The organism is Frigidibacter sp. MR17.24 (assembly GCF_037095655.1).
Classification (GTDB): domain Bacteria; phylum Pseudomonadota; class Alphaproteobacteria; order Rhodobacterales; family Rhodobacteraceae; genus Frigidibacter.
Genome location: NZ_JBAWKE010000019.1, coordinates 1 through 20,162 on the forward strand (window position 1 = coordinate 1; position 20,162 = coordinate 20,162).

General features: G+C 68.8%; 16 protein-coding genes, 1 tRNA gene and 1 pseudogene. 4 read left to right on the plus strand and 14 right to left on the minus strand.

Annotated features, from left to right (window positions below):
- Positions 1-249: 249 nt before the first annotated feature.
- The 3 genes and pseudogenes from V8J39_RS23150 to V8J39_RS23160 all read right to left on the minus strand — a co-directional run bounded on the left by V8J39_RS23150 (position 250) and on the right by V8J39_RS23160 (position 3,375).
- A tRNA-Ser gene (locus V8J39_RS23150) sits at positions 250-339 on the minus strand.
- 133 nt (positions 340-472) lie between these two features.
- A pseudogene (locus tag V8J39_RS23155) lies at positions 473-796 on the minus strand (IS5/IS1182 family transposase); the annotation flags it as partial.
- Positions 797-1,020: 224 nt separating this feature from the next.
- Positions 1,021-3,375, minus strand: a complete 2,355-nt coding sequence (locus V8J39_RS23160) for an adenosylcobalamin-dependent ribonucleoside-diphosphate reductase (protein WP_336463349.1) — start codon at positions 3,373-3,375, stop codon at positions 1,021-1,023.
- Positions 3,376-3,665: 290 nt separating this feature from the next.
- On the opposite strand from V8J39_RS23160, the gene V8J39_RS23165 reads away from it, so the two are divergent.
- Together V8J39_RS23165 and V8J39_RS23170 are read left to right on the plus strand one after the other, a co-directional pair.
- Positions 3,666-4,652, plus strand: a complete 987-nt coding sequence (locus V8J39_RS23165; RefSeq protein ID WP_336463350.1) for a Hint domain-containing protein — start codon at positions 3,666-3,668, stop codon at positions 4,650-4,652.
- Between the two features lie 92 nt (positions 4,653-4,744).
- Positions 4,745-5,164 (plus strand): DUF1489 family protein, encoded by a 420-nt coding sequence (locus V8J39_RS23170; protein ID WP_336463351.1) that lies wholly within the window; start codon positions 4,745-4,747, stop codon positions 5,162-5,164.
- 71 nt (positions 5,165-5,235) lie between these two features.
- Here the strand turns inward: V8J39_RS23170 and V8J39_RS23175 are convergent, their stop codons facing one another.
- The 9 genes from V8J39_RS23175 to V8J39_RS23215 form a co-directional block, all read right to left on the minus strand.
- Positions 5,236-6,612, minus strand: a complete 1,377-nt coding sequence (locus V8J39_RS23175; RefSeq protein ID WP_336463352.1) for a sensor histidine kinase — start codon at positions 6,610-6,612, stop codon at positions 5,236-5,238.
- On the minus strand, positions 6,609-7,079 hold the full coding sequence (locus V8J39_RS23180; protein ID WP_336463353.1) for a hypothetical protein: 471 nt from the start codon (positions 7,077-7,079) through the stop codon (positions 6,609-6,611). Before V8J39_RS23180 ends, V8J39_RS23175 begins: the two co-directional genes overlap by 4 nt.
- Positions 7,080-7,243: 164 nt before the next feature.
- Positions 7,244-8,344: a GTP cyclohydrolase FolE2 gene (gene folE2 / locus V8J39_RS23185; protein WP_336463354.1), complete on the minus strand. Its 1,101-nt coding sequence runs from the start codon at positions 8,342-8,344 to the stop codon at positions 7,244-7,246.
- A gap of 136 nt (positions 8,345-8,480) precedes the next feature.
- Positions 8,481-9,296, minus strand: a complete 816-nt coding sequence (locus V8J39_RS23190) for a hypothetical protein (RefSeq protein ID WP_336463355.1) — start codon at positions 9,294-9,296, stop codon at positions 8,481-8,483.
- Between the two features lie 45 nt (positions 9,297-9,341).
- The gene (locus V8J39_RS23195; RefSeq protein WP_336463356.1) at positions 9,342-10,358 is read right to left on the minus strand and encodes a sensor histidine kinase; all 1,017 of its coding nucleotides are present in this window, start codon (positions 10,356-10,358) and stop codon (positions 9,342-9,344) included.
- Between the two features lie 16 nt (positions 10,359-10,374).
- Positions 10,375-10,812, minus strand: a complete 438-nt coding sequence (locus V8J39_RS23200; RefSeq protein WP_336463357.1) for a response regulator — start codon at positions 10,810-10,812, stop codon at positions 10,375-10,377.
- On the minus strand, positions 10,809-12,302 hold the full coding sequence (locus tag V8J39_RS23205) for a sensor histidine kinase (protein ID WP_336463358.1): 1,494 nt from the start codon (positions 12,300-12,302) through the stop codon (positions 10,809-10,811). The genes V8J39_RS23200 and V8J39_RS23205 overlap by 4 nt, the downstream gene beginning before the upstream one ends.
- A gap of 61 nt (positions 12,303-12,363) precedes the next feature.
- Entirely contained in the window at positions 12,364-12,738 is a 375-nt protein-coding gene (locus tag V8J39_RS23210) for a response regulator (RefSeq protein ID WP_336463359.1), read from the minus strand.
- The gene (locus tag V8J39_RS23215; RefSeq protein ID WP_336463360.1) at positions 12,713-16,228 is read right to left on the minus strand and encodes a chemotaxis protein CheB; all 3,516 of its coding nucleotides are present in this window, start codon (positions 16,226-16,228) and stop codon (positions 12,713-12,715) included. The genes V8J39_RS23210 and V8J39_RS23215 overlap by 26 nt, the downstream gene beginning before the upstream one ends.
- A gap of 78 nt (positions 16,229-16,306) precedes the next feature.
- Here V8J39_RS23215 and V8J39_RS23220 point away from each other — a divergent pair, with 78 nt between their 5' ends.
- Positions 16,307-16,834: a PAS domain-containing protein gene (locus V8J39_RS23220; protein WP_336463361.1), complete on the plus strand. Its 528-nt coding sequence runs from the start codon at positions 16,307-16,309 to the stop codon at positions 16,832-16,834.
- 93 nt (positions 16,835-16,927) lie between these two features.
- On the opposite strand, the gene V8J39_RS23225 is transcribed toward V8J39_RS23220, so the two are convergent.
- Positions 16,928-17,635, minus strand: coding sequence for a tellurite resistance TerB family protein (locus V8J39_RS23225; RefSeq protein ID WP_336463362.1), 708 nt, complete (start codon positions 17,633-17,635; stop codon positions 16,928-16,930).
- A 111-nt stretch (positions 17,636-17,746) separates the two neighbouring features.
- Complete coding sequence (locus V8J39_RS23230; protein ID WP_336463363.1) at positions 17,747-19,159, minus strand: cytochrome P450; 1,413 nt, start codon at positions 19,157-19,159, stop codon at positions 17,747-17,749.
- Between the two features lie 118 nt (positions 19,160-19,277).
- Between V8J39_RS23230 and V8J39_RS23235 the strand changes: the two genes are divergently transcribed.
- Positions 19,278-20,150 (plus strand): hypothetical protein, encoded by an 873-nt coding sequence (locus V8J39_RS23235; RefSeq protein ID WP_336463364.1) that lies wholly within the window; start codon positions 19,278-19,280, stop codon positions 20,148-20,150.
- Positions 20,151-20,162: the final 12 nt, after the last annotated feature.

Consider the following 20,162-nt stretch of genomic DNA (forward strand, 5'->3'; position numbering starts at 1 on the left):
ACACCCTCGGCACCGCCGAGATCACTGCCGTGAGCTGAAGACCGAGCGGGAAAGGGACAGATCGGCCTTCAGCCGATTAGAGCAACAACGCCCGCTGTCGGCTTAGTTCCGCCGTCCATAAGAATTTCCACCCCACAATTTGACCCACATTTTGATCCGTCGAACCTGACAGCGTTGGCGATAAATGTCGAACAAAATCAACGGAAAGGCAGGCGCCTTGCCAGTTGTGGATGCTGATTTGTGAGGAAATGGCGGACAGAGAGGGATTCGAACCCTCGAGACGGTTCCCCGCCTACACACTTTCCAGGCGTGCGCCTTCGACCACTCGGCCACCTGTCCGTTGGCGAGCCTTGTACTCGGCTGGACAGGGCTCAGCAAGATGGAACCGGCATGATTGAAAGCCTTTAGGTCACCATCGGGCAGTGTTGCCGAAGTCAGGCATTTGCCGGCCGCGCCGCTTTCCGCTTTGACTTCATGCCATGCGCTCGATTTCGGTGAGGCCGAGTGCAGTGAAGCGTTTCTTTAGGGCAACGCGGATCTGGACTTCGGCGGTCTGGCGCTCGGGATCGCGTGAGGCGATGCACTCCCCAAACGCTTTCAGGCACTTTGTCTTTGCTTCGATCCAACATGGGGCGTGGCGTTCTGACCAGCGTGTCCAGGCGGCCCTTCCCAAGCATTGTGTGGCCTTGGACATCTCGTTGCGCGCCTTTGGCGGAGGGACAGGTCTCGCGATAGCGCAACAGCATCGTCCTGCGCCAAAGGCGCCGTCTCCGATCACGGTGCCGATCTGCTCGTCCGTGAATCTCGTTCGGTTCACTGTCCGTCCTCGAGTTGGCGAGGCCTCCAATCGCTGGCGGAGGAAAATAATCGTGGCAGGTCACTCGGTATCGCCACAGCCAGACATTCGAACGGCCTCGGGTACTCTCCGAGGCCGTTTTTCTATCTTCTCAGTCAAAATGACCGTGTGAGACGGTTAGCTCATGTCGCGTGGCACGCCACACAACGTCGTGCGCGCGCCGGTCAGCCGCATTTCGAGAAGCCGCAGTCCGCGCAGGTCATGCAGCCCTCGATCTTGCGCATCGCGTATTGACCGCAGGAGGGGCAGGCCTTGCCCTTGGGCGCGCCGGACACCGCCTCGCCCGCGCCGGCCAGCTGCATCGCGTCCGAAGGCGCACCGGCCGAGGCGCCGGCCGCGCCGCCGCCGCCGGTGCCGCCCCAGGCCGCCATCTCGACCGCCTTCGGATCCGCCTTCAGCCCCTGGCCCTCGCCGGCAAGGAAGCCCGTCGCCACCATGTGGCGCTCGATCACGCCACCGATCGCCGCCAGCATCGAGGGCACGTAGCGCCCCTGCATCCAGGCACCGCCGCGGGGGTCGAAGACCGCCTTCAGCTCCTCGACCACGAAGCTCACGTCGCCGCCACGGCGGAACACGGCCGAGATCATCCGCGTGAGCGCGACGGTCCAGGCGTAGTGCTCCATGTTCTTCGAGTTGATGAAGACCTCGAAGGGCCGGCGATGGCCGCCATGCACGATGTCGTTGATGGTGATGTAGATCGCGTGCTCGCTGTCGGGCCACTTGACCTTGTAGGTCGAGCCCTCGAGCGCCGCCGGACGGTCCAGCGGCTCGGTCAGGTAGACGACCTCGGCGCCGGTATCGACCTCGGGCGCCTTCTCCTCGGTCGAGGAGACCGAGAGGACCGAGCCGGTGACGTCGTTCGGGCGGTAGGTGGTGCAGCCCTTGCAGCCCTGGTCCCAAGCCGCCATGTAGACGTCCTTGAACGCCTCGAAGCCGATGTCCTCGGGGCAGTTGATCGTCTTCGAGATCGAGCTGTCGATCCATTTCTGCGCCGCCGCCTGCATCCGCACATGGTCGAGCGGCGGCAGGGTCTGGGCGTTGACGAAATAGTCGGGCAGGGGGGCGTCGCCCTTGAGGTCGCGCCACATCTGCACGGCGTAGTCGACGACTTCCTCTTCGGTGCGCGAGCCGTCCTTCTGCAGCACCTTGCGGGTGTAGGCATAGGCGAACACGGGCTCGATCCCCGAGGACACGTTGCCCGCATAGAGCGAGATGGTGCCGGTGGGCGCGATCGAGGTCAGCAGCGCGTTGCGGATGCCGTGCGTGCGGATCGCCTCGCGCACGTCATCGTCCATCTGCAGCATGTTGCCTGAGGCCAGGTATTTCTCGGCATCGAACAGCGGGAAGGCGCCCTTTTCCTTGGCCAGTTCGACCGAGGCGAGATAGGAGGCGCGCGCGATGCGCTTCATCCAGTCCTCGGTCTTCAGCGCGGCCTCTTCCGAACCGTAGCGCAGCCCCAGCATCAGCAGCGCGTCGGCAAGGCCGGTGACGCCCAGGCCGATGCGGCGCTTGTTCTGCGCCTCGAGCGCCTGCTGCGGCAGCGGGAAGCGCGAGGCGTCGACGACGTTGTCCATCATCCGCACCGCCAGCGCGACCAGCTCATCGAGCTTCTCGTCCGAGATCTCGGCCGCGTCGGTGAAGGGCTCGGTCACGAGCCGGGCGAGGTTGATCGAGCCCAGCAGGCAGGCGCCGTAGGGCGGCAGCGGCTGCTCGCCACAGGGGTTCGTCGCCGCGATCTGCTCGACATAGTTGAGGTTGTTCATCTTGTTGATGCGGTCGATGAAGATCACGCCCGGCTCGGCAAAGTCGTAGGTCGCCTGCATGATCTTGTTCCACAGGTCGCGCGCGTTGACCGTGTGATAGACGCGGCCATCGAACTTCAGATCCCACGGGCCGTCGGCCTTGACCGCTTCCATGAAGGGATCGGTGACGAGGACCGAGAGGTTGAACATCCGCAGCCGGGCCGAATCCTGCTTGGCGGCGATGAAATTCTCGATGTCGGGGTGATCGCAGCGCATCGTCGCCATCATCGCGCCGCGGCGCGAGCCGGCGGACATGATCGTGCGGCACATCGCGTCCCAGACGTCCATGAACGACAGCGGGCCCGAGGCGTCGGCGGCCACGCCCTTCACCTCGGCCCCGCGCGGGCGGATGGTCGAGAAGTCATAGCCGATGCCGCCGCCCTGCTGCATGGTCAGCGCGGCTTCCTTCAGCATGTCGAAGATGCCCGACATGCTGTCGGGGATCGTGCCCATGACGAAGCAGTTGAACAGCGTCACGGTGCGGCCGGTGCCGGCGCCGGCGACGATGCGGCCGGCGGGCAGGTATTTGAAGTCCTCGAGCGCGCCGTAGAACTTCTCTTCCCAGCCGGCGGTGTCCTTCTCGACCGACGCGAGCGAGCGCGCGATTCGGCGCCAGGTATCCTCGACCGTGAGGTCCAGAGCCGTGCCGTCAGCCTCCTTGAGGCGGTACTTCATGTCCCAGATCTGTTCAGAAATCGCGGCAGGAAAACGGGTCATGCGGTCCTCGACGGCTATCGGATTCGGAAGGGGGGAGACCCCCGATCTGGGGGATGTCACAGGGCCGAGAGACTAGCGGTTGTGGCTCCTCCCGGCAACCGGAGTCGTCACCTTCGGCGCGCGTTCCTGTGGACACGCTGCAGGCGCACCGCCGCGGCGCAGCACTAAAGATGAATATTGGATTAACAACTCGCCTAAAAATTGTCCCATTCGGACTCATCATTAACCACGGAGGAGCGGTGCGGCGGCGCCCGAACAGGGGGTCGCGGCCGGCAGTGGAGGAATGATGAATGGGAACGTCCGACGTCACCGTCTACGCCTATGGCGGCGACCTTGCGTCGCTGGGCCTGGGCGGGACGACAAACCTCAACGTGCTCAACGACATCGGTCCGGGGCAGACCGGGACGGTCACCGATGACGACGGCACCCTGCAGCAGGGCGACGGCGCGACCTTCAGCGGATCGACCTCGGGCGAGATCTCCTACATCGGCAGCGGCACGGTGTCTTTGCTGGGGCTCGACGTCTTCGGCAACACGGTCACGATCGACGCCCGCGACATCTCGATCTTCAGCGTCGACGGCCAGATCTTCTTCCTGTTGCCCGAGGGGCTGCCGACCGGGGCCGGGGTCAACCTGACCTTCGACATCGATCCCGCGGTGGGGACGGAGCTGCCGAACTTCGTGCCCTGCTTCGTCGCCGGCACCATGATCCTGACGCCGCGGGGCGACCGCGCGGTCGAGACCCTGCGCCCCGGGGACGAAGTGCTGGACATCGACGGCCGCGTGCGGCGCGTCACCTGGACCGGCCGGCGCACCATCGTCTTCGACCATTTCGCCTCGGCGACGGCGCAGGACCTGCACCCGGTGGTGATCCCCGCGCATTGCTTCGGGCGCGACCTGCCGCGGTGCGAGCTGCGGCTGTCGCCCCAGCACCGGGTGATGGTCGACTGGCCCGAGGTCGAGCTGCTGTACGGGGCCGAGCAGATGCTGGCACCGGTGGGATCGCTGGCCGGGGACCGGATCTGGATCGACCGGCAGTGCGGCGAGGTCACCTATTGCCACTTCATGTGCGACGGCCACGCGGTGGTCATCGCCAACGGCCTGCCGGCCGAAAGCCTGCTGCCGGGTCCGCAGCTGCGCAGCGGCATGTCGCCCGCCGCCTGGGCCGAGATCCGCCAGATCTTCCCCGAGCTTGCCGAGGGCGACATGCCCGCGGTGCTGCCGCTGCTGACCGGCCGCGAGACGCGGCTTCTGGCGATGGAATGCCGGTTCTGCTGACCGCGCCGCCGCCTTGCACCGGCGCCGCGTTCGGCTAGATTGCGGTGCCTCGGGACAGGGGTCCGGGCACGGAACCGGGCAAGGGGCGCAGCATGGCACATGTCAATCTTCTGAAACTCTGCGTCGGGGCCGAGGCGGTCGAGGATCTCATCGCCTGGCAGCAGAGCCGCTATGGCGACGGCACCGCGATGCATGTCACCCGGATGTGGCCCAAGCGCGCCGACGAGGTGCTGGCGGGCGGATCGCTCTACTGGGTGTTCAAGGGGCTGGTGCTGGCGCGCCAGCGCATCGTCGGGCTGGAGCCGCGCGAGGGGCAGGACGGCATCTCGCGCTGCGCGATCCTGCTTGACCGCGACGTGGTCCGCACCGAGCCGATGCCGCGCCGGCCGTTCCAGGGCTGGCGCTACCTTGCCGCCGAAGAGGCGCCGCAGGACCTGGTGCCGGGCCGCGAACGCGAGGAGCCGCTGCCGCGCGAACTGCTCGAGGCGCTGTCGCAGATCGGCCTGCGCTGACAGGTCCCGGCCCCGCGGGGCAGGGGGCAGCGGGCTCGTCGGAAGGCGGCCCGGTGCAGCCTCAGGCCGCCTCAGGCCGCCGCGTCCGCCTGGACCGCGGCCAGCTCGGGCAGGCGCACGAAGAAGGTGGTGCCCTGGCCCAGCGTGCTCGTGACCGAGATCTGGCCGCCGTGATCCTCGACGATGCGCTTGGTGATGCTCAGGCCCAGGCCGGTGCCGCCGGCCGAGCGGGTATCCGAGCTGTCTTCCTGGGTGAACTTCTCGAACACCTGCGGCAGGAACTGCTCGGAAATGCCGATGCCGTCGTCGCGCACCGCGATCTCGATATGGCCCTCGTGGCGTCGGGCGGCGACCGTCACCGTGCCCTCGGGGTTCGAGAACTTGATCGCGTTCGAGATCAGGTTCGACATCACCTGCATCATGCGCCCGTCGTCGCCGCGCACCAGCAGGTCGTGCCCCTCGATCTGGGCCGCCAGCTTCACCTTGCGCTCGGCCTTGTAGCCGCGGCAGGCCTCGATCGCGCGTTCGACCAGCTGGCCCGCGTCCAGCGCCGCGAAGCGATAGGACAGCACGCCGGTCTCGGACTTCTCGAGGTCGAGGATGTCGTTGATCAGCAGCACCAGCCGCTCGGTGTTGTCATAGGCCGTGTGCACGAGCTTTTGCGCCCGGGGCGCGGTCTCGCCCAGCACGCCGCTCTTGAGGATCCCGAGCGAGCCCTTGATCGAGGTCAGCGGCGTGCGCAGCTCGTGGCTGACGGTCGACAGGAACTGCGACTTGGCCTTGTAGGCGGCGCGCGACGCCTCGAGCAGGCCCGCGTTCTGCGCCGAGACCTGCTGGTGGCGGCGGCTGTCGATGAAGAACATCGCCACCACGATCAGCGAGGCGACACCGACGAGGAAGCTCAGGAACACCATGATGCGCGAGATCAGCAGAAGCTGGTCGCGGCTGAGGGCGTCCAGATCGGACTGCTCGTTCTTGGCGGCGAGCAGGTAGTCGTGGATCGGGCCGCTGAAGCCGCGGATGCCGTCGAGGATGCTGCGCGCCGCGGCGGTGTCGCCGGCTTGGAGGTCGCCGATGGCGGCCTCCTGCTGCTGCAGCGCGTCGCCCAGCTCGGCCAGGGTCGCGACCGCGTCGGGGCTCGAGACGGTGAGGCGGCCGTCGGTGCCGCTGGCCGCGATCGAGTTGCGGCTCCACAGGATGTCGAAGCGCAGCCGCACCTCGTCGGGCGTGATCTCGCCGCCCGCGCCGGTGAAGTCCAGCAGCGCGCGTTCCAGCCGCAGGAATTCCAGTTCCAGCTGCATCGCGGCCCAGAGCGCGCCGCCGCGGCGGCTGTCGGACAGTTGGTCGAGGCTGGACTGGATGCGGTACAGCCCGATCCCGTTCAGGATCAGCGCCAGCAGGACGATCGCAACGCCCAGCCAACGGACCGCTGTGAACCGCAGGATCATTTCGCCGGCACCAGCTCCGCCTTGGACAGCTGCCAGATCAGCCGGTCGTTGTAGACCGGTGCCCGCAGGTCGGGATGCTCGCTCATCGGGTAGATCACCCAGATCGGGCCCTTGTCGCGCACCGACATCCGCTTGCCGTCCTGGGTCGTCGCCAGGATCACCGCATAGTCGAGCGCGTCGTCGGCCGGCAAGGTCACCGCGTAGTCGTTCAGCGCGGTCAGGCGGATCTCGTCGCCCTCCTTCACCTTGCCCTCGCCGAAGATCTCGCTCAGCCGGGGACCGGTGAAGGTGTGGATGCCGTCGACGTAGTCATTGGTCGTCTTGACCGTCGTGGCGGGCAACGCGTCAAGCGCCGCCCAGTCCAGTTCGGTTTTGCCTTCCGGGGTGATCACGGTCAGCACCGTCTCCGCAAAGGCGGGGATGGCTGTCGCGCAGATCATGATCACGGATGCCAGCAGCACCTTCATGGCCGCCCGCTCCTCTGCATTCCTGGGTTGAAGCCGGTGTAACGGCTGCGAAGAGAACTCTATACGCAACCGTTAAGTCATCACAGCGGAAATGGAACCCTTCCGCGAAGGCACGAGCGATCGCGCCGAGAGGTGTGACAACTCCGTACCAGGAGTGCGCGGCCTCAGCCGGCGTGCAGCAGGGTGGCGAACAGTTTCGGATCAAGGCTTTCCGCGGCGAAGGTCGCGCCCTCGGTCAGCAGGCTGACGGCATCGTGGCTGTGCAGGCTTTCCTGGTGGCTGGCGATCACCCGGAAGTCGCCGATGCGCGGATCGGCCAGCAACTGCGCCGCGAACAACCTTACGGCGTCCTCGACGAAGATCGGGTTCGCGGCGTTCAGCTCGGCGAAGGCCTGTTCGTCCTCGCGCTTGACCATCACCTGCGTCTCGGTCGGCACCGCGGCGCGGGCCAGTTCGACCAGGTCCTCGAACCACAGCGTGTCGGTCCCCTCGATCACCTCGACCGAGATGCGCGCGACCGAGCGCTGCGAATGCGGGGTGGCCAGCTGGTTGCGCATCTGCCGGGCGTGTTCCGACAGTTCGAGCGAGCAGGGGCAGGTCGACGAGTAGACGTAGTCGAGATGCATGATCTTCTTGCGCAGCCCGGCCGCGTCGACCAGCTCCAGCGCGAAGTTGTAGTACTGGAAGCCCGACAGCCCCGAGCGCAGCGACTTCACCCGCATCGGGAACGAGAACCGCATCTGGATCCGCGCGTCGAAGCTTTCCAGGTCGGTCTTGTAGTCGTCGAGCGCGCCCTCGATCGTCTCGAAGCTGAAGCTGCGTTCGGCATGGGCATAGAACGAGCGCATGATGCGGCTCATGTTGATGCCCTTCTTGTCCGCCTCGAGGCTGACCGAGCCGGTCACCGCGGTCTCGAGCGTCAGGTCGCCCGCGTCGCGGGTGTGGAAGCGGATCGGCAGACGGAAGTTCGAGATGCCGACGTGCTGGATCTGGCGCGCGGCGCCGCGGATCAGGCTGGCGGGGCCGTTCTGAAGGTCGGGCAGGGTGGCGCGATAGCCGGCGTCGGGGCGGAAACCCTCGGGATAGTCGCGGCTGAACTGCGGGTAGTTCGCCCGCGGCGCGGCCAGCGGCGCCGGCAGCTCTGCCAGCAGCCGGGCCATGTCCTCGTGGCTCGCCTCGGCGGCGAATTCGCGCAGCACCTCCAGCGCATCGCTCAGCGCGCGATCGGTGGTGCGACGGCTCAGGGTGGGGGCGGGAAGGTTCATTCGACGTCCTCGTCAGGATCCGCGTCGCCGCGGGCATTTCTTGCAGGGCTGCGGGCGACGGCTTTTGCCGGGTCCGCGGGTGCCGATCGACAGACAAACACGCTTACGCATCACCGGCGTGACCGGTTCACTCGTATTATGCGACAGGGGCGACGCCGTCGGCGCCGATGGTCGCATCGTCACCCGCGGCCGCTTCGGCCAGGTGGAAACGCCGGTCGGCCGGCGCCCCCTCGGCCTGCGGGAACGCCTTCCATTCCTGCGCCAGCGCCAGCCGCTCCTCGGGCAGCAGCTGGTCAAGGCCCTCAATCCGCTCGGCCGCGCCGCGCAGGTGCTGCACCAGCCGGTGCGAATGCAGGATCGTCGGGCGCGCGTCCAGCGGCTCCCAGGCGTCCAGCATCGTCACCCGGCGCAGGTTGAACTCCGGCGGCAGCACATAGAAGCGCAGGTCCGAGGCCCAGAGCTGGTCCCGGAAGGTGATCTGGTCACGCTTGCGGCCCGCGGCAAGATAGCGCCGCTGCCAGTCGGCGAGGAAATGGCTCACCGCCGGCGAGCGGCGGTACAGAAGCACGCCGCAGTTCATCTGCGGGAAGGCATAGGGCGGCCGCTCGGCATGGCCTTCGCGGATCAGGGCCGAGGTGCGGCGCATGTCATGCGCGACCGCCAGCTCGAACCGGTCGAGCAGCGCGAAGATGTCGCCCAGCGGCGCCAGCGCCAGCGTGTCGCAATCCAGGTACAGTGTGCGCTCGAACCGGCTTTCGGGCAGCGAGGCCAGCTTGGCGGTGGCGCCGGCCGGGATGGGCTCGACCCGGTCGAACAGGCCGGGCTCGGGCGTGCCGTCGGTGAAGATGTCGATCGCCAGACCGGGGTTCAGCGCGCGGAAACTGCGCGCCGAACGCTCGGCAAGGTCGAGGTAGTCGGGCCCGGCGGCCACGTAGAGAATGCCGTCGCGCATGGGGGGAGCCTTCTGCCTTCCGATCGCGTGTCGGGCGATCTCATATCAGATCGGAAAGCTCAGGTCGACGCTGGTTCCAGTGTTGTCGGAACGAATTTCGACAGTCCCTTCAAGGCGCTCTGCCATCGCGGCGACCAGCTTCCGGCCCAGCCCGGTGCCCTTGGTCTCGTCCGGGGACAAGCCGACGCCATCGTCGCTGACCGCGAGTTTCGCCTGTCCGGGCGCGGTTTCGGCGATGCGGATCGTCAATCGGCCATCGCGCCCGTCGGGCCAGGCGTATTTCGCGGCATTGGTCGCAAGCTCGGATACGAGGATCCCGAGGTTCACCGCCCGGTCGGCCGAGATGCGGAGCGGCTGCGCCGCGATGTCCATGTGCACGTTGCCGGGCAGGGTGCGGGCGAAATCACGCAGCAGCGAATCAAGATAGGCATCCACAAGGATCGTCTGCACGTCCTCGCCCAGGTACAGGCCCCGGTGCACGCCGGCGACGGCGGCGATGCGGTTCTGCGCCTCGGCCAGGGCCGACTTCACCTCGGGCGAGCCGCTGGCCGAGGCCTGCAGCCGCAGCAGCGAGGTCACCATGGCCAGCGAGTTGGCGACGCGGTGATGCACCTCGGCCAGCAGCATCTCGGCGCGTTCGCGCGCGGCGCGCGTCTCGGCGTCGGCGCGGGCGCGGGCCTCGCGCAGCTCGGCCTTCTCGATCGCGGCGCCGATGGCGCGCTGCAGAAGCGCGACGAAATCGTCGGCGGCCGACTTGATGACGTATTCGTCCGCCCCGGCCTTCAGCGCATCGACGGCGACGGTCGCCTCGCTCGAGCCGGTGACGTAGATCGCCGGGATCTCGGAGCCCTGGGCGCGCAGCCGCCTCAGGATCTCCAGCCCGGTGCCGCGCACGAGGTAGTGGTCCAGCACGACGGCCCCGATGCCGCCCTGCGCCAGCGCAAGTTCGGCCGCATCGGCGTCGGTGACGTGGTGCAGCGCGTATCCCTCGCGCGACAGCCGCTTCTCGACCAGGCGGGCGAGGATCGGGTCGTCGTCGACGTAGAGGACACGTGTCGCCACCCGGCCCGCCACCTTGTCAGGGCACCTGCATGACCGAGAAGAACAGCCCGAGCTGGCGGATCGCGTTCGCGAAGCTCTCGTATTCGACCGGCTTGGTGATGTAGACGTTCGCGCCCAGATCGTAGCAGCGCTTGATCTCGACCTCGTCGTCGGTCGTCGTCAGGATCACGACCGGCAGGTGCCTGGTGTTCTCGTTGCCCTTGACCTTCTCGAGGATGTCGATCCCGGTCATGTCGGGCAGGTTGAGATCCAGCAGGATCAGAAGGTAGCGGTTCTTGGACACCTCGCCCGAACGGTCGGGGCCAAGGATGTAGTCCAGCGCCGCGGTGCCGTGGTCGAAGGGCACGATCTCGTTGTTGACGCCCGCGCGGCGGATGTTCTTCTCGATCAGGCGGGCGTGGCCCTCGTCGTCTTCGACCATCACGATGGTGACTTCACGGCCCAGCGCTTTCATGACTTCACCTTTTCCATGACCCGACGCAGGTCGGTCGGCACGTGCAGCACGAAGGTCGATCCCTCGCCCGCGGTCGAACTGACGGTAATTTCGCCGCCGAGGTTTCGCACGAGGCTGCGAACATGCGCAAGGCCGATTCCCTCGCCGGGCTTGTCCTGCCGGCCGGACCTGCGGAACAGCTCGAACACCCGCTCGTGGTCGGATTTCTCGATGCCGCGGCCGTTGTCCTGCACCTCGATCCGCACCATCTGGCGGCCCTCGGGACGGGCGCGGATCGACAGCCGCAGCGGCCGGTCGGGGCTTGCGTACTTGACCGCGTTGTCGACGAGATTGCCCAGCGCCTGTTCGATCGACATGCGGTCCGTGACCGGGTTGGGCGCCTTGATGTCGATCTCGACCTCGCCGCCCATGTCCATCACCTGGTGCGCCACGCTGTCCGCAGCGGTCCCGACCAGCGCGGCGAGATCCAGCGTCTCGGGGCGAAGCTCGCGCCGGCCATCGCGCGAGATCTTCAGGATCGCGTTGATCAGCCCGTCCATCTTCCGGGTCGAGGCGCGGATGAAGCCGATCGCCTCGGGCAGGTCCTCGGAGGCGGCGAGCCGCGCGTCCTGGATGTCGTCGGGCGAGATCGTCTCGCCATCGGCGAGGATGTAGTTCTGCAGCGGCTTCAGCGAGGCTTCCAGTTCCGAGGTGAAGCCCATGATGTTGACCAGCGGCGCGCGCAGGTCATGGGTGACGATGTAGGCGAAGCGCTGCACTTCCTGGTTGGCGCGGATCAGGTCCTCGGTGCGCTGGGCGACGCGTTCCTCAAGCCCGGCGTTCAGGCGCTGCAGCTCGATCTCGGCGGCGCGCAGCGCCTTGAGCTGGCGCATCATCACCCGGAAGGCCATGCCCACCAGCGCCATCAGCGCCAGCGTGCCGATCGCGGTGAAGATCTTCATCCATCCCGACAGCCGCAGCTGGCGCGCGACCGCGCCGTCGATGCGCGCGTCGCCGCGGGCGATGATCTCGCCCAGGCGGAAGCGCAGCTCGTCCATCACCTCCTTGCCCTCGCCGCCGGCGACCTGCGCCCGCGCGCCCGGAAGGTCGCCCGCCCGCGCGAGGTCAAGCGCACGCCCCGCCACCGCGAGACGCTCGGTGATCAGCGCGTCGATCAGCTCGGACTGCTCGGGATTGGGGCTGTTGGTCTCGACCAGTTCGCCCAGCCGCTCGCGCAGCGCGGGCATCCGCGCGAGGCCCGAGTTGTAGGGCTGCAGGAAGGCCGGATCACCGGTGATGATGAAGCCGCGCTGCCCGGTCTCGATGTCCTGCAGCGACGAGAACAGGTCTCCGGCCACCTGACGGACCTCGCGGTCGCGCACGATGGTGTCGAAGGTGCTTTCGGAGCGGAAGCTGATGAGGGTCGAGGCTGACGCGAGCGACAGCAGGATCAGGGCGCCCGCCGAGAGCAGGATCGCCGTGCCGCGCGTCTGGCGCTGCAGCTTCTTCATGGATGCCGTCTTCCCCTCGTCCGGTCACGGTGTCCGCCGTCCCCGCCGGGGACGCCGGCGCTTAGCGTCCCGCGGCCGCCTGGCGCGGTTCGTCCACGCCCAGCGCCGCGCGCAGCGCGCGTTCCAGCACCTGCGAAGACAGGGGCTTTTCGATCACCATCGCGTCGAGGTCGCCGGGAAGCGAGCTGGCCGAATAGCCGGTCGCGTAGACCACCGGGACGCCCTTCTCGACCAGCGAGCGGCCGAGGTCGAACGAGGTGCGTCCGTGCCCGAGGTTGATGTCCAGAAGCGCCACGTCCGGCGCGTCGTCGCCGAGCGCCTTGGTCACGCCGTCGAGAGAATAGGCCACGCGGACGTCAACGAACCCGATGTCGCGCAGGATGTCCGCGGTCTCGAGCGCGATGATCGCCTCATCTTCCAGGTAAAGGATCCGCATGTCCGAGAGGATCCGCATCGCTGTCATAGTCCACTTCCGTTGCCACGTCCCATGCGACTTCGATAACCGCGCCGAGCCCCTCGGGTTCCCACTCGGTGCGCAGATTTCCGCCGAGGGATCCGGTGATCATCGATTCCACCAGCTGCGAGCCGAAGCCGCGCCGGTCCGGTTCGGTCACGGCGGGCCCGCCGCGCTCGGTCCAGCGCAGCACGAACATCTCGCCGTCGCCATCGTCGACCCGGCTCCAGCGCACCGAGACGCGGCCCTCGGGGCGCGAGAGCGCGCCGTATTTCGCGGCATTGGTCGACAGCTCGTGCAGCACCATGCCGATCGCCAGCGTCGCGCGCGCGTTCAGCCGGATCGGCGGGCCGCGCAGCTCCAGCCGCTCGCGGCCGTAGACGCGGATCAGCTCCATGTCGATCAGGTCGGCGAGCGCGGTCGAACTCCAGTTCTCGGCGGTCAGCAGTCGGTGGGTGTTCGCCAGCGCGAGGATGCGGGCCGTCAGCGTGTCGAAGATCTGTTTCGCGTCGCCCTCTTCGCGGCCGGCGCGCTTCACCAGCGCGATGACGTTCGACAGCATGTTCTTCACGCGGTGCTGCAGCTCGCGCATGATCCGGCGCAGGTCGGCCTGCAGCTCCAGCAGCTGGGTCACGTCGGTGACGTTGAAGCCCACCGCCTGCCGGCCGGCCTGCCGCACGGGATAGACGTCGACCTGCCAGCTGCGCCGCACCCCCTCGGCCGGGATCGGCCCGTGCACCAGCAGGCCCAGTCGCGGCTCGCCCTTGGCCATGACCTGGCGCAGCACCGGCGCAAGCTCGGCCAGCGCCGGCGCGACCTCGGGCAGGGGCGTGCCCAGGTGGCGCTCGGCCGCGACCCCGGTGATTGCGCCCAGCTGCGGGTTGGCGCGCAGGAACTGCAGGTCCTCGTCCACCAGACCCATCGCCGCCGGGCTGGTGCGATACAGCCCCTCGACCTCGTCGGCGCTCTCGCGCGCTTCGGTCAGCGCGGTCGCGGCTTCGCGGGCATAGCGCGCGACCTTGCTCACGTCGAAGATCGAGAACACCACCCCGCCGGCGCCACGCCCTTCCGAGCGGTAGGGAGCGACGCGCACCGACAGGTCGGCCCCGTCGGCCGAGGTGACGTCAAGTTCCTGCGGTTGGCCGGTGGCCCCGACCTGCCGGCAGGCCGCGACGATGCGGTCGATGTCCAGCCGCGCCCCGATGTCGGCGATGTCGCGGCCCCGGTCCTGCTCGGCGAAGCGGAAATAGCTCGTCGCCTCGGGGGTGTAGTTGCGCAGCCGCATCTCGCGGTCGAGGAAGACCGTCGCGATCTGGGTCGACTCCATGAAGTTGGCGAGGTCGGCGTTGACCTCGGCCAGCTCCTTGAGCTTGCTCTGCAGTTCGTCGTTGGTGGTCGACAGCTCCTCGTTCGCGGATTGCAGCTCCTCGTTCATCGACATCATCTCTTCGTTGGAGCTTTTCAGCTCCTCGTTCGATGTCTCGAGCTCCTCGACCGTGGTGCGGATCGTGTGGCGGGCGTTCTCCAGCTCGTCTTCCAGCTGGCTGACATAGGTCTCGTCGACCGAGATCCGCGCGGTGCCGTCCTCGGCCGGGGCGACGACGGTGCCCTCGTGCGCGGGGGCGACGGTGACGAAGGTGATCACCCGCTCGCCGGTCGGCAGCACCTCGGCGCCGATCTCCAGCCGTTCGCCGGGGCCGCCGTGGCCCGGCAGCTCGACCTCGATCTTGCGGTAGGGCGCGCCCGACAGCGACAGCCCGGTCAGCAGACGCTTCAGCGCGGGTTCGAGATCGGGCAGGATCAGCGACCGCGCGCCCAGGCTGGGGCGGCCGGTCTGCATCCGCACGAAGCGCTCTGCGCCCGGGCCCACCAGTTCGATGTCGTCGTCGCGCAGCACCATGTAGGGCGGGGCATGGCGCGACAGCAGCGCCTGCGCGACCGGCACCGGCATCGGCAGTGTGTTCTCGGCGTCGTCCTTCTTGCGCCGGCCGTCGCGGGCGGGGCGGAAGCTGCGCGGCAGGTCGAGCGGGCGCGCGGGCGCGGCGGTGCGCCGGTAGATCCGGTGCTCGGACGAGATCGGCGTGAACCCGTCGCCGTCGATCGGCGCGGCCTCGCTCGATCCCAGCATCAGGTAGCTGCCGGGCGTCAGCGCGTACTGGAACACCCGCATCGACAGGTCCTGCAGATCGCTGTCGAAATAGATCAGCAGGTTGCGACAGGTGACCAGGTCGAGCTTCGAGAAGGGCGGATCCTTGATCAGGCTCTGGACCGAGAAGCGGACCATGTCGCGGATCTCGGAGCGCAGGTCATAGCCCGCCCGGGTCGCGGTGAAATAGCGGTCGAGCCAGGGCTGCGGCACCTCGCCGGCGATGGCATTCGGGAAATGGCCGCGGCGGGCCTGCGCGATGGCCTCGTCGTCGATGTCGGTGCCGAAGATCGACACCTGCGGCTTGGCATCCGACCGCGCCATCTCCTCCGAGAACAGGATCGCCAGCGTGTAGGCCTCCTGTCCGGTCGAGCAGCCGGGAACCCAGATCCGGACCTCGTCATCCGGGTTCTTGCCTTCCAGAAGCGGCCGGATCACCTGGTCGCGCAGCGCCTCGAAGCTGTCGAGATCGCGGAAGAAGCTGGTGACGTTGATCAGCAGGTCGCGAAACAGCCGCGCGGCCTCGTCGCGGTTCTGCACCAGTTCGCGCAGGTATTCGGCCGGGGCGGTCAGGCCCAGCACCGACATCCGCAGCGTGATGCGGCGCAGCAGCGTGCCGTTCTTGTAGCCCGAGAAATCGTGCCCGGTGCGATAGCGCACGTTGCGCACCACCTTGCCGATGAACTCGGCATCGCTTTCCAGCGCGGGCACGAGGCCGGTCTGGCGGCTGTGGAAATCGCGCAGCACCGACATCATCTCGCCCGCCGGCAGCACCATGTCGGTGGCCGAGGTGGCGATCGCGGCGCGCGGCATGCCGTCGTACTTGGCGTCCTGCGGCGCCTGCGCGAAGACGAGCCCGCCCCCCTCCTTGACCGCGCGCACGCCCTGGCTGCCGTCGCTGCCGGTGCCCGACAGCACGATCGCGGCAGAGTTCATGCCCTGGTCGGCGGCGAGGCTTTCGAAGAACAGGTCGATGGGCCGGCGCTGGCCGCGCGGCGCCTCGAACGGGATCAGCCGCAGCCGGCCGTCCTCGATCTGCAGGGCGACGCCGGGCGGGATCAGGTAGACGTTGGCGGCCTCGACCTCCATGCCGTCGGTGATCGCCTGGACCGGCAACTGGGTGCGCTTGCTCAGAAGCTCGGGCAGCAGGCTGTCGTGCTCGGGGTCGAGATGCTGCACCAGGATCAGCGCGAAATCGTCGGTCGGGCGCAGCGTCGCAAGAAGGGTCTGAAAGGCTTCCAGTCCCCCGGCCGAGGCACCCACGCCCACGATGACAGGCCGGTCCGTGCGGGGGCCGGCGGCCTGAAGCTCCTCGGGCGTGGACATTTCAACCTTTCTCGCACGGCTCGTGCGCGCTAACCTAACCTGCTGCCCGAGGGCGTCAACCTAAGGAACATAGCGAATATGCCTATCGAGAACGCCGGGTTCCTCAAGGCCCGCGGGATCATCGAGCGTTCGGCCGTCGCGCTGACGCTGGCCGACCTTGATGCGCCCGATGCGCCGCTGCTGCTGGCCAATGCGAAGTTCGAGGCGCTGACCGGCTTTGCGCTGTCGCAGGTCCAGGGGCGCAACTGCCGGTTCCTTCAATCGGGCGACCTGCCGGCGAACGCGCAGGCGCGCGCCGACATCCGCCACGCGATCGAGCACCGCGAGGAATTGCAGGTGGTGCTGAAGAACCATCGCAGGGACGGGCGGGCCTTCGACAACCTGCTGTTCCTGAACCCGGTCCGGCTGGACGGTCGCGACTACATGCTCGGCTCGCAGTTCGAGCTGGCCGAGCTGTCGCGCGCGGTCTCGGGCGCGCCGGTGCACGCGGCCAAGCTGTCCGACGACCTGTCGCGGATCGCCGAGAAGGCGGACCGGATCCAGATGTCGCACCGCCGCCACTTGGCCGATACCGCGGCCTTTCTCGTCAGCCGCTGGGCGCGCTGACGGCAGGGACAGGGGGCGCCGCCCCCGCGCGCGCGCCCTCATGGACAGTCGGGCCGAGGTGACAGCCGGCAGGCGCCGCCGCCGGCTTTCGCCTCAGGCCGTGGCGAGCGGCGGCAGCCCGGCCTCGCGGTGGATTTCGCTCACCTCGGCCTCGCGCAGCTGCAGGCCGCGGGCAAGCGCCCGCAGGTACGAAATCTCGGCCGGGTGGTCGACGTCGATCGCCATCAGCGCCGCGGCATAGACCTCGGGCTCGAGCCCGGCGGGGGTGGCGGCGACCAGCCCCTCGACATCGATCGGCGCCTCCATCTCGCGCATCAGGAAGTCCATCTCCTCGCGGCTGGCGTCGTCGAGTTCGGACAGGATGCGGGCCCGCTCCTCGCCGTCGATGCGGCCGTCGGATTTCGCGGCTTGGATCATCGCGCGCAGCAGGAGCGCGGCGACGGCCTCCTCCTCGGGGGTGGGGGCATGTTCGGGCTCGCCGCCGTGGCGCTGGGCCTGGTCGAGCTTGGCGGCAAAGCCGCCGGCCCGCGCCTGGCCGCCGCCACCCAGCAGCCCGCCGAGGCCGGCGCCGGCCAGGATGCCGCCCAGCCCGCCGGCACCGCCCGCCTTCGCGATCAGCTGGTCGAGCCCGCCGCCGCGCTGGCCGACGCGGTCGAGCAACCCGCCGAGGCCGGTCTGGCGCGACTGGATGCGGCCGCGGCTCTGGTCATAGGGCTGGCGGCGCTGGTCCATCATCGTCTTCACGCCCTTCGCGGCGGCAACACCGATCGCGACTTTGGCGAGGGTCTTCAACAGGCTCATCTCGGGTCTCCGGAAACTGGAACGGTCTTCACCCCTCTAGATTTGCATCGAAGCGCCGCGACGTGAGGGGCACCCCGGCCCGAGGGCGGATTTCCGCCGAGCGGCCCCGCGTCAGGCGGGCTCGACCGACAGCCAGACCCCGCCCTCGGGGCGCAGCGTCAGGATCAGCACCGGCTTCGGCGCGCGGTGCGGGACGGTGGCGAAGCGCAGCCGGGCCAGCAGGGTGGCGAGGATGATCACCGCCTCCTGCACCGCGAAGCTTGCCCCGATGCAGACCCGCGGCCCGTCGCCGAAGGGCAGGAAGGCGAAGCGGTCGTGGGCCGGCGCGTCGAACCGATCGGGGCGGAAGGCATGGGGATCGTCCCACAGCAGGTGGTGGCGGTGCAGCGCGTAGATCGGCAGGATCACCGTGTCGCCCGGCCGCACCTCGCGCCCGCAGAGCCTGTCGTGGGCCCTGGCGGTGCGCGACAGGAACGCGGCGGGCGGATAGAGCCGCAGCGCCTCGTCGACGATGCGCCGGATCAGCGGCAGCGCGGGCAGGTCCGCGGCGGTGGCCGCGCGGCTGCCCAGCACCGCCTGCGCCTCGGACCGGGCGGCATCCTGCACGCCGGGGTCGAAGGCGCACAGGTAAAGCGCCCAGGCCAGGGTCAGCGCCGTCGTCTCGTGCCCGGCGACGATGAAGGTCAGCAGGTTGTCGCGCAGCTCGGGCGTGCTCATCCGGCGGCCGGTCTCGCTGTCCTGCCCCTCGCGCAGCAGGTCGAGCAGGTCGGGCAGTGGCCGCGGCCCCGAGCGGACCCGCGCCTCGATCGTCGCGTCGGCCATCGCCCGCATCGACCGCGTGGCGGTCGAGGCGAACATCCGCGACGGGCGCGGCACCCAGGGCGGCGCACCGAGGATGTCGAGCAGCGAGGTCTTGGCGGTCTGGCCCATGTAGGCCTCGATCCCCTTGTGCACCGCGTCGCGGTCGAAGGCGCCCCCGGTCTCGGCGCCCGAGCCCGAGAGCGTCACGTCGGCGATCACCTCGAACGTGGCCGAGACCATCTCGTCGAAGACGTTCGCCGCGCGGCCAGACTGCGCCGCAAGCCGTTCGGCGGCGTGTTCGGCGGCGCGGGTCATGACCGGGCCCAGCGCGGTGACGTTGCGATGCGAAAAGGCCGGCGCGGCGGCGCGGCGCTGCCAGCGCCAGTGCGCGCCCTCGGCCACGAACAGGCTCTCGCCGATCGCGGGGCCGAGGATCAGCTTGGTCACGTCCGATTTCGGATAGTCCTCGATCCGGTCCTTCAGGATCCGGCGCAGCGCGCCCGGGTCCATCACCATGTGCCACCGCTTGCCGGTCCGCCCCGAGACCATCGGCTGGCGCGTCGCGATCTCGGGGATCAGTTCGATCAGGTTGCGCCGCGCGACCTTGAGCGAGCCGAGGATGCCCAGCGGCCGGGTCGCCAGCGGCACGCGCGCCGGGTAGCCGTCGCCGTCGGCGGCAGAGGCGGCGGCGGAAGAGGCAGGGGAGGGGGCGGCGATGTCCATGCGCGGGGCTCCTTCTCGGGTCACGATATAGCGGGCAGGGACCCCATCCCAAGGCCCGGCGTTGCGAGCGGGGCCCATCGCCGCTATGGCTGGACCGTCAAGGGAGACCAAGCCGCGCATGATCCGACCGTTTTGCCGCCGCCCGAAGCTGTTCCTCGCCGCCTGCCTGCTGCTGCTGGCCGCCTGCTCGGGCGAGGACCTGACGAAACCGCCAGAGCGGTTCGGGGACTTCCAGCTGGGCTACACGATCATCGTGACCTCGAAGATGCAGAAGGTCGGACCCTCGCGCGAGGCGACCGGCGAGGACTGGGAAGCGCTGCTGAAGTCCGAGATCGCCAAGCGCACCGGGCAGTACGACGGCAACAAGCTCTATCACCTCGGCATCAACGTCGACGGCTATGCGCTGGCCTATCCGGGGATCCCGCTTCTGGTGAACCCGAAGTCGGTGCTGGCGCTGTCGGTCAACGTCTGGGACGACACCGCGCAGCGGCGCATCAACGCCGAGCCCAAGCGCATCACCGTCTTCGAGCCCTTCACCGGGCGCACGATCATCGGCTCGGGCCTGACGCAGGGCCGCGACCAGCAGATGGAGAACCTCGCGGCCTCGGCGGCGCGGCAGATCAACGACTGGCTGGTCGAGAACCGCGCCTGGTTCACCCCCGAGGCCGTCGCCGCCCGCGCGCTGCTGCCGCGGCAGGGCGGTGCCAGCGCGGCCGTGCCCGCGGCCAGCGCCCAGGCGACCGCGCAGGCCGCCGCCATCGCGCAAAGCCCGGCCGCGAGCACCGCCAAGGCGACCGCGGCGGCCCCCGCCGCGACAACCGCCACCACGACGGCTGCCACCACGGCCGAGACGTCCCCGGCGACGACGACCGCCCCGGCCCGGACGCGCAGCACGACGCGCACCACGACCTCCTCGGGCAGCGCGATCCCCGGCATCGACCGGTCGATCCGCAACTCGGTCACCACGATCCCGCAGGCGACCTACCCCTAGCGGCGGGGGGGG

Excerpts from the sequence above, each read along its gene's own strand:
- V8J39_RS23160 (WP_336463349.1), bottom strand. The coding sequence starts at position 3,375 with ATGACCCGTTTTCCTGCCGCGATTTCTGAACAGATCTGGGACATGAAG.
- V8J39_RS23165 (WP_336463350.1), top strand. The coding sequence starts at position 3,666 with ATGGGAACGTCCGACGTCACCGTCTACGCCTATGGCGGCGACCTTGCG.
- V8J39_RS23170 (WP_336463351.1), top strand. The coding sequence starts at position 4,745 with ATGGCACATGTCAATCTTCTGAAACTCTGCGTCGGGGCCGAGGCGGTC.
- V8J39_RS23175 (WP_336463352.1), bottom strand. The coding sequence starts at position 6,612 with ATGATCCTGCGGTTCACAGCGGTCCGTTGGCTGGGCGTTGCGATCGTC.
- V8J39_RS23180 (WP_336463353.1), bottom strand. The coding sequence starts at position 7,079 with ATGAAGGTGCTGCTGGCATCCGTGATCATGATCTGCGCGACAGCCATC.
- folE2 (WP_336463354.1), bottom strand. The coding sequence starts at position 8,344 with ATGAACCTTCCCGCCCCCACCCTGAGCCGTCGCACCACCGATCGCGCG.
- V8J39_RS23190 (WP_336463355.1), bottom strand. The coding sequence starts at position 9,296 with ATGCGCGACGGCATTCTCTACGTGGCCGCCGGGCCCGACTACCTCGAC.
- V8J39_RS23200 (WP_336463357.1), bottom strand. The coding sequence starts at position 10,812 with ATGAAAGCGCTGGGCCGTGAAGTCACCATCGTGATGGTCGAAGACGAC.
- V8J39_RS23205 (WP_336463358.1), bottom strand. The coding sequence starts at position 12,302 with ATGAAGAAGCTGCAGCGCCAGACGCGCGGCACGGCGATCCTGCTCTCG.
- V8J39_RS23210 (WP_336463359.1), bottom strand. The coding sequence starts at position 12,738 with ATGCGGATCCTTTACCTGGAAGATGAGGCGATCATCGCGCTCGAGACC.
- V8J39_RS23215 (WP_336463360.1), bottom strand. The coding sequence starts at position 16,228 with ATGTCCACGCCCGAGGAGCTTCAGGCCGCCGGCCCCCGCACGGACCGG.
- V8J39_RS23220 (WP_336463361.1), top strand. The coding sequence starts at position 16,307 with ATGCCTATCGAGAACGCCGGGTTCCTCAAGGCCCGCGGGATCATCGAG.
- V8J39_RS23225 (WP_336463362.1), bottom strand. The coding sequence starts at position 17,635 with ATGAGCCTGTTGAAGACCCTCGCCAAAGTCGCGATCGGTGTTGCCGCC.
- V8J39_RS23230 (WP_336463363.1), bottom strand. The coding sequence starts at position 19,159 with ATGGACATCGCCGCCCCCTCCCCTGCCTCTTCCGCCGCCGCCTCTGCC.
- V8J39_RS23235 (WP_336463364.1), top strand. The coding sequence starts at position 19,278 with ATGATCCGACCGTTTTGCCGCCGCCCGAAGCTGTTCCTCGCCGCCTGC.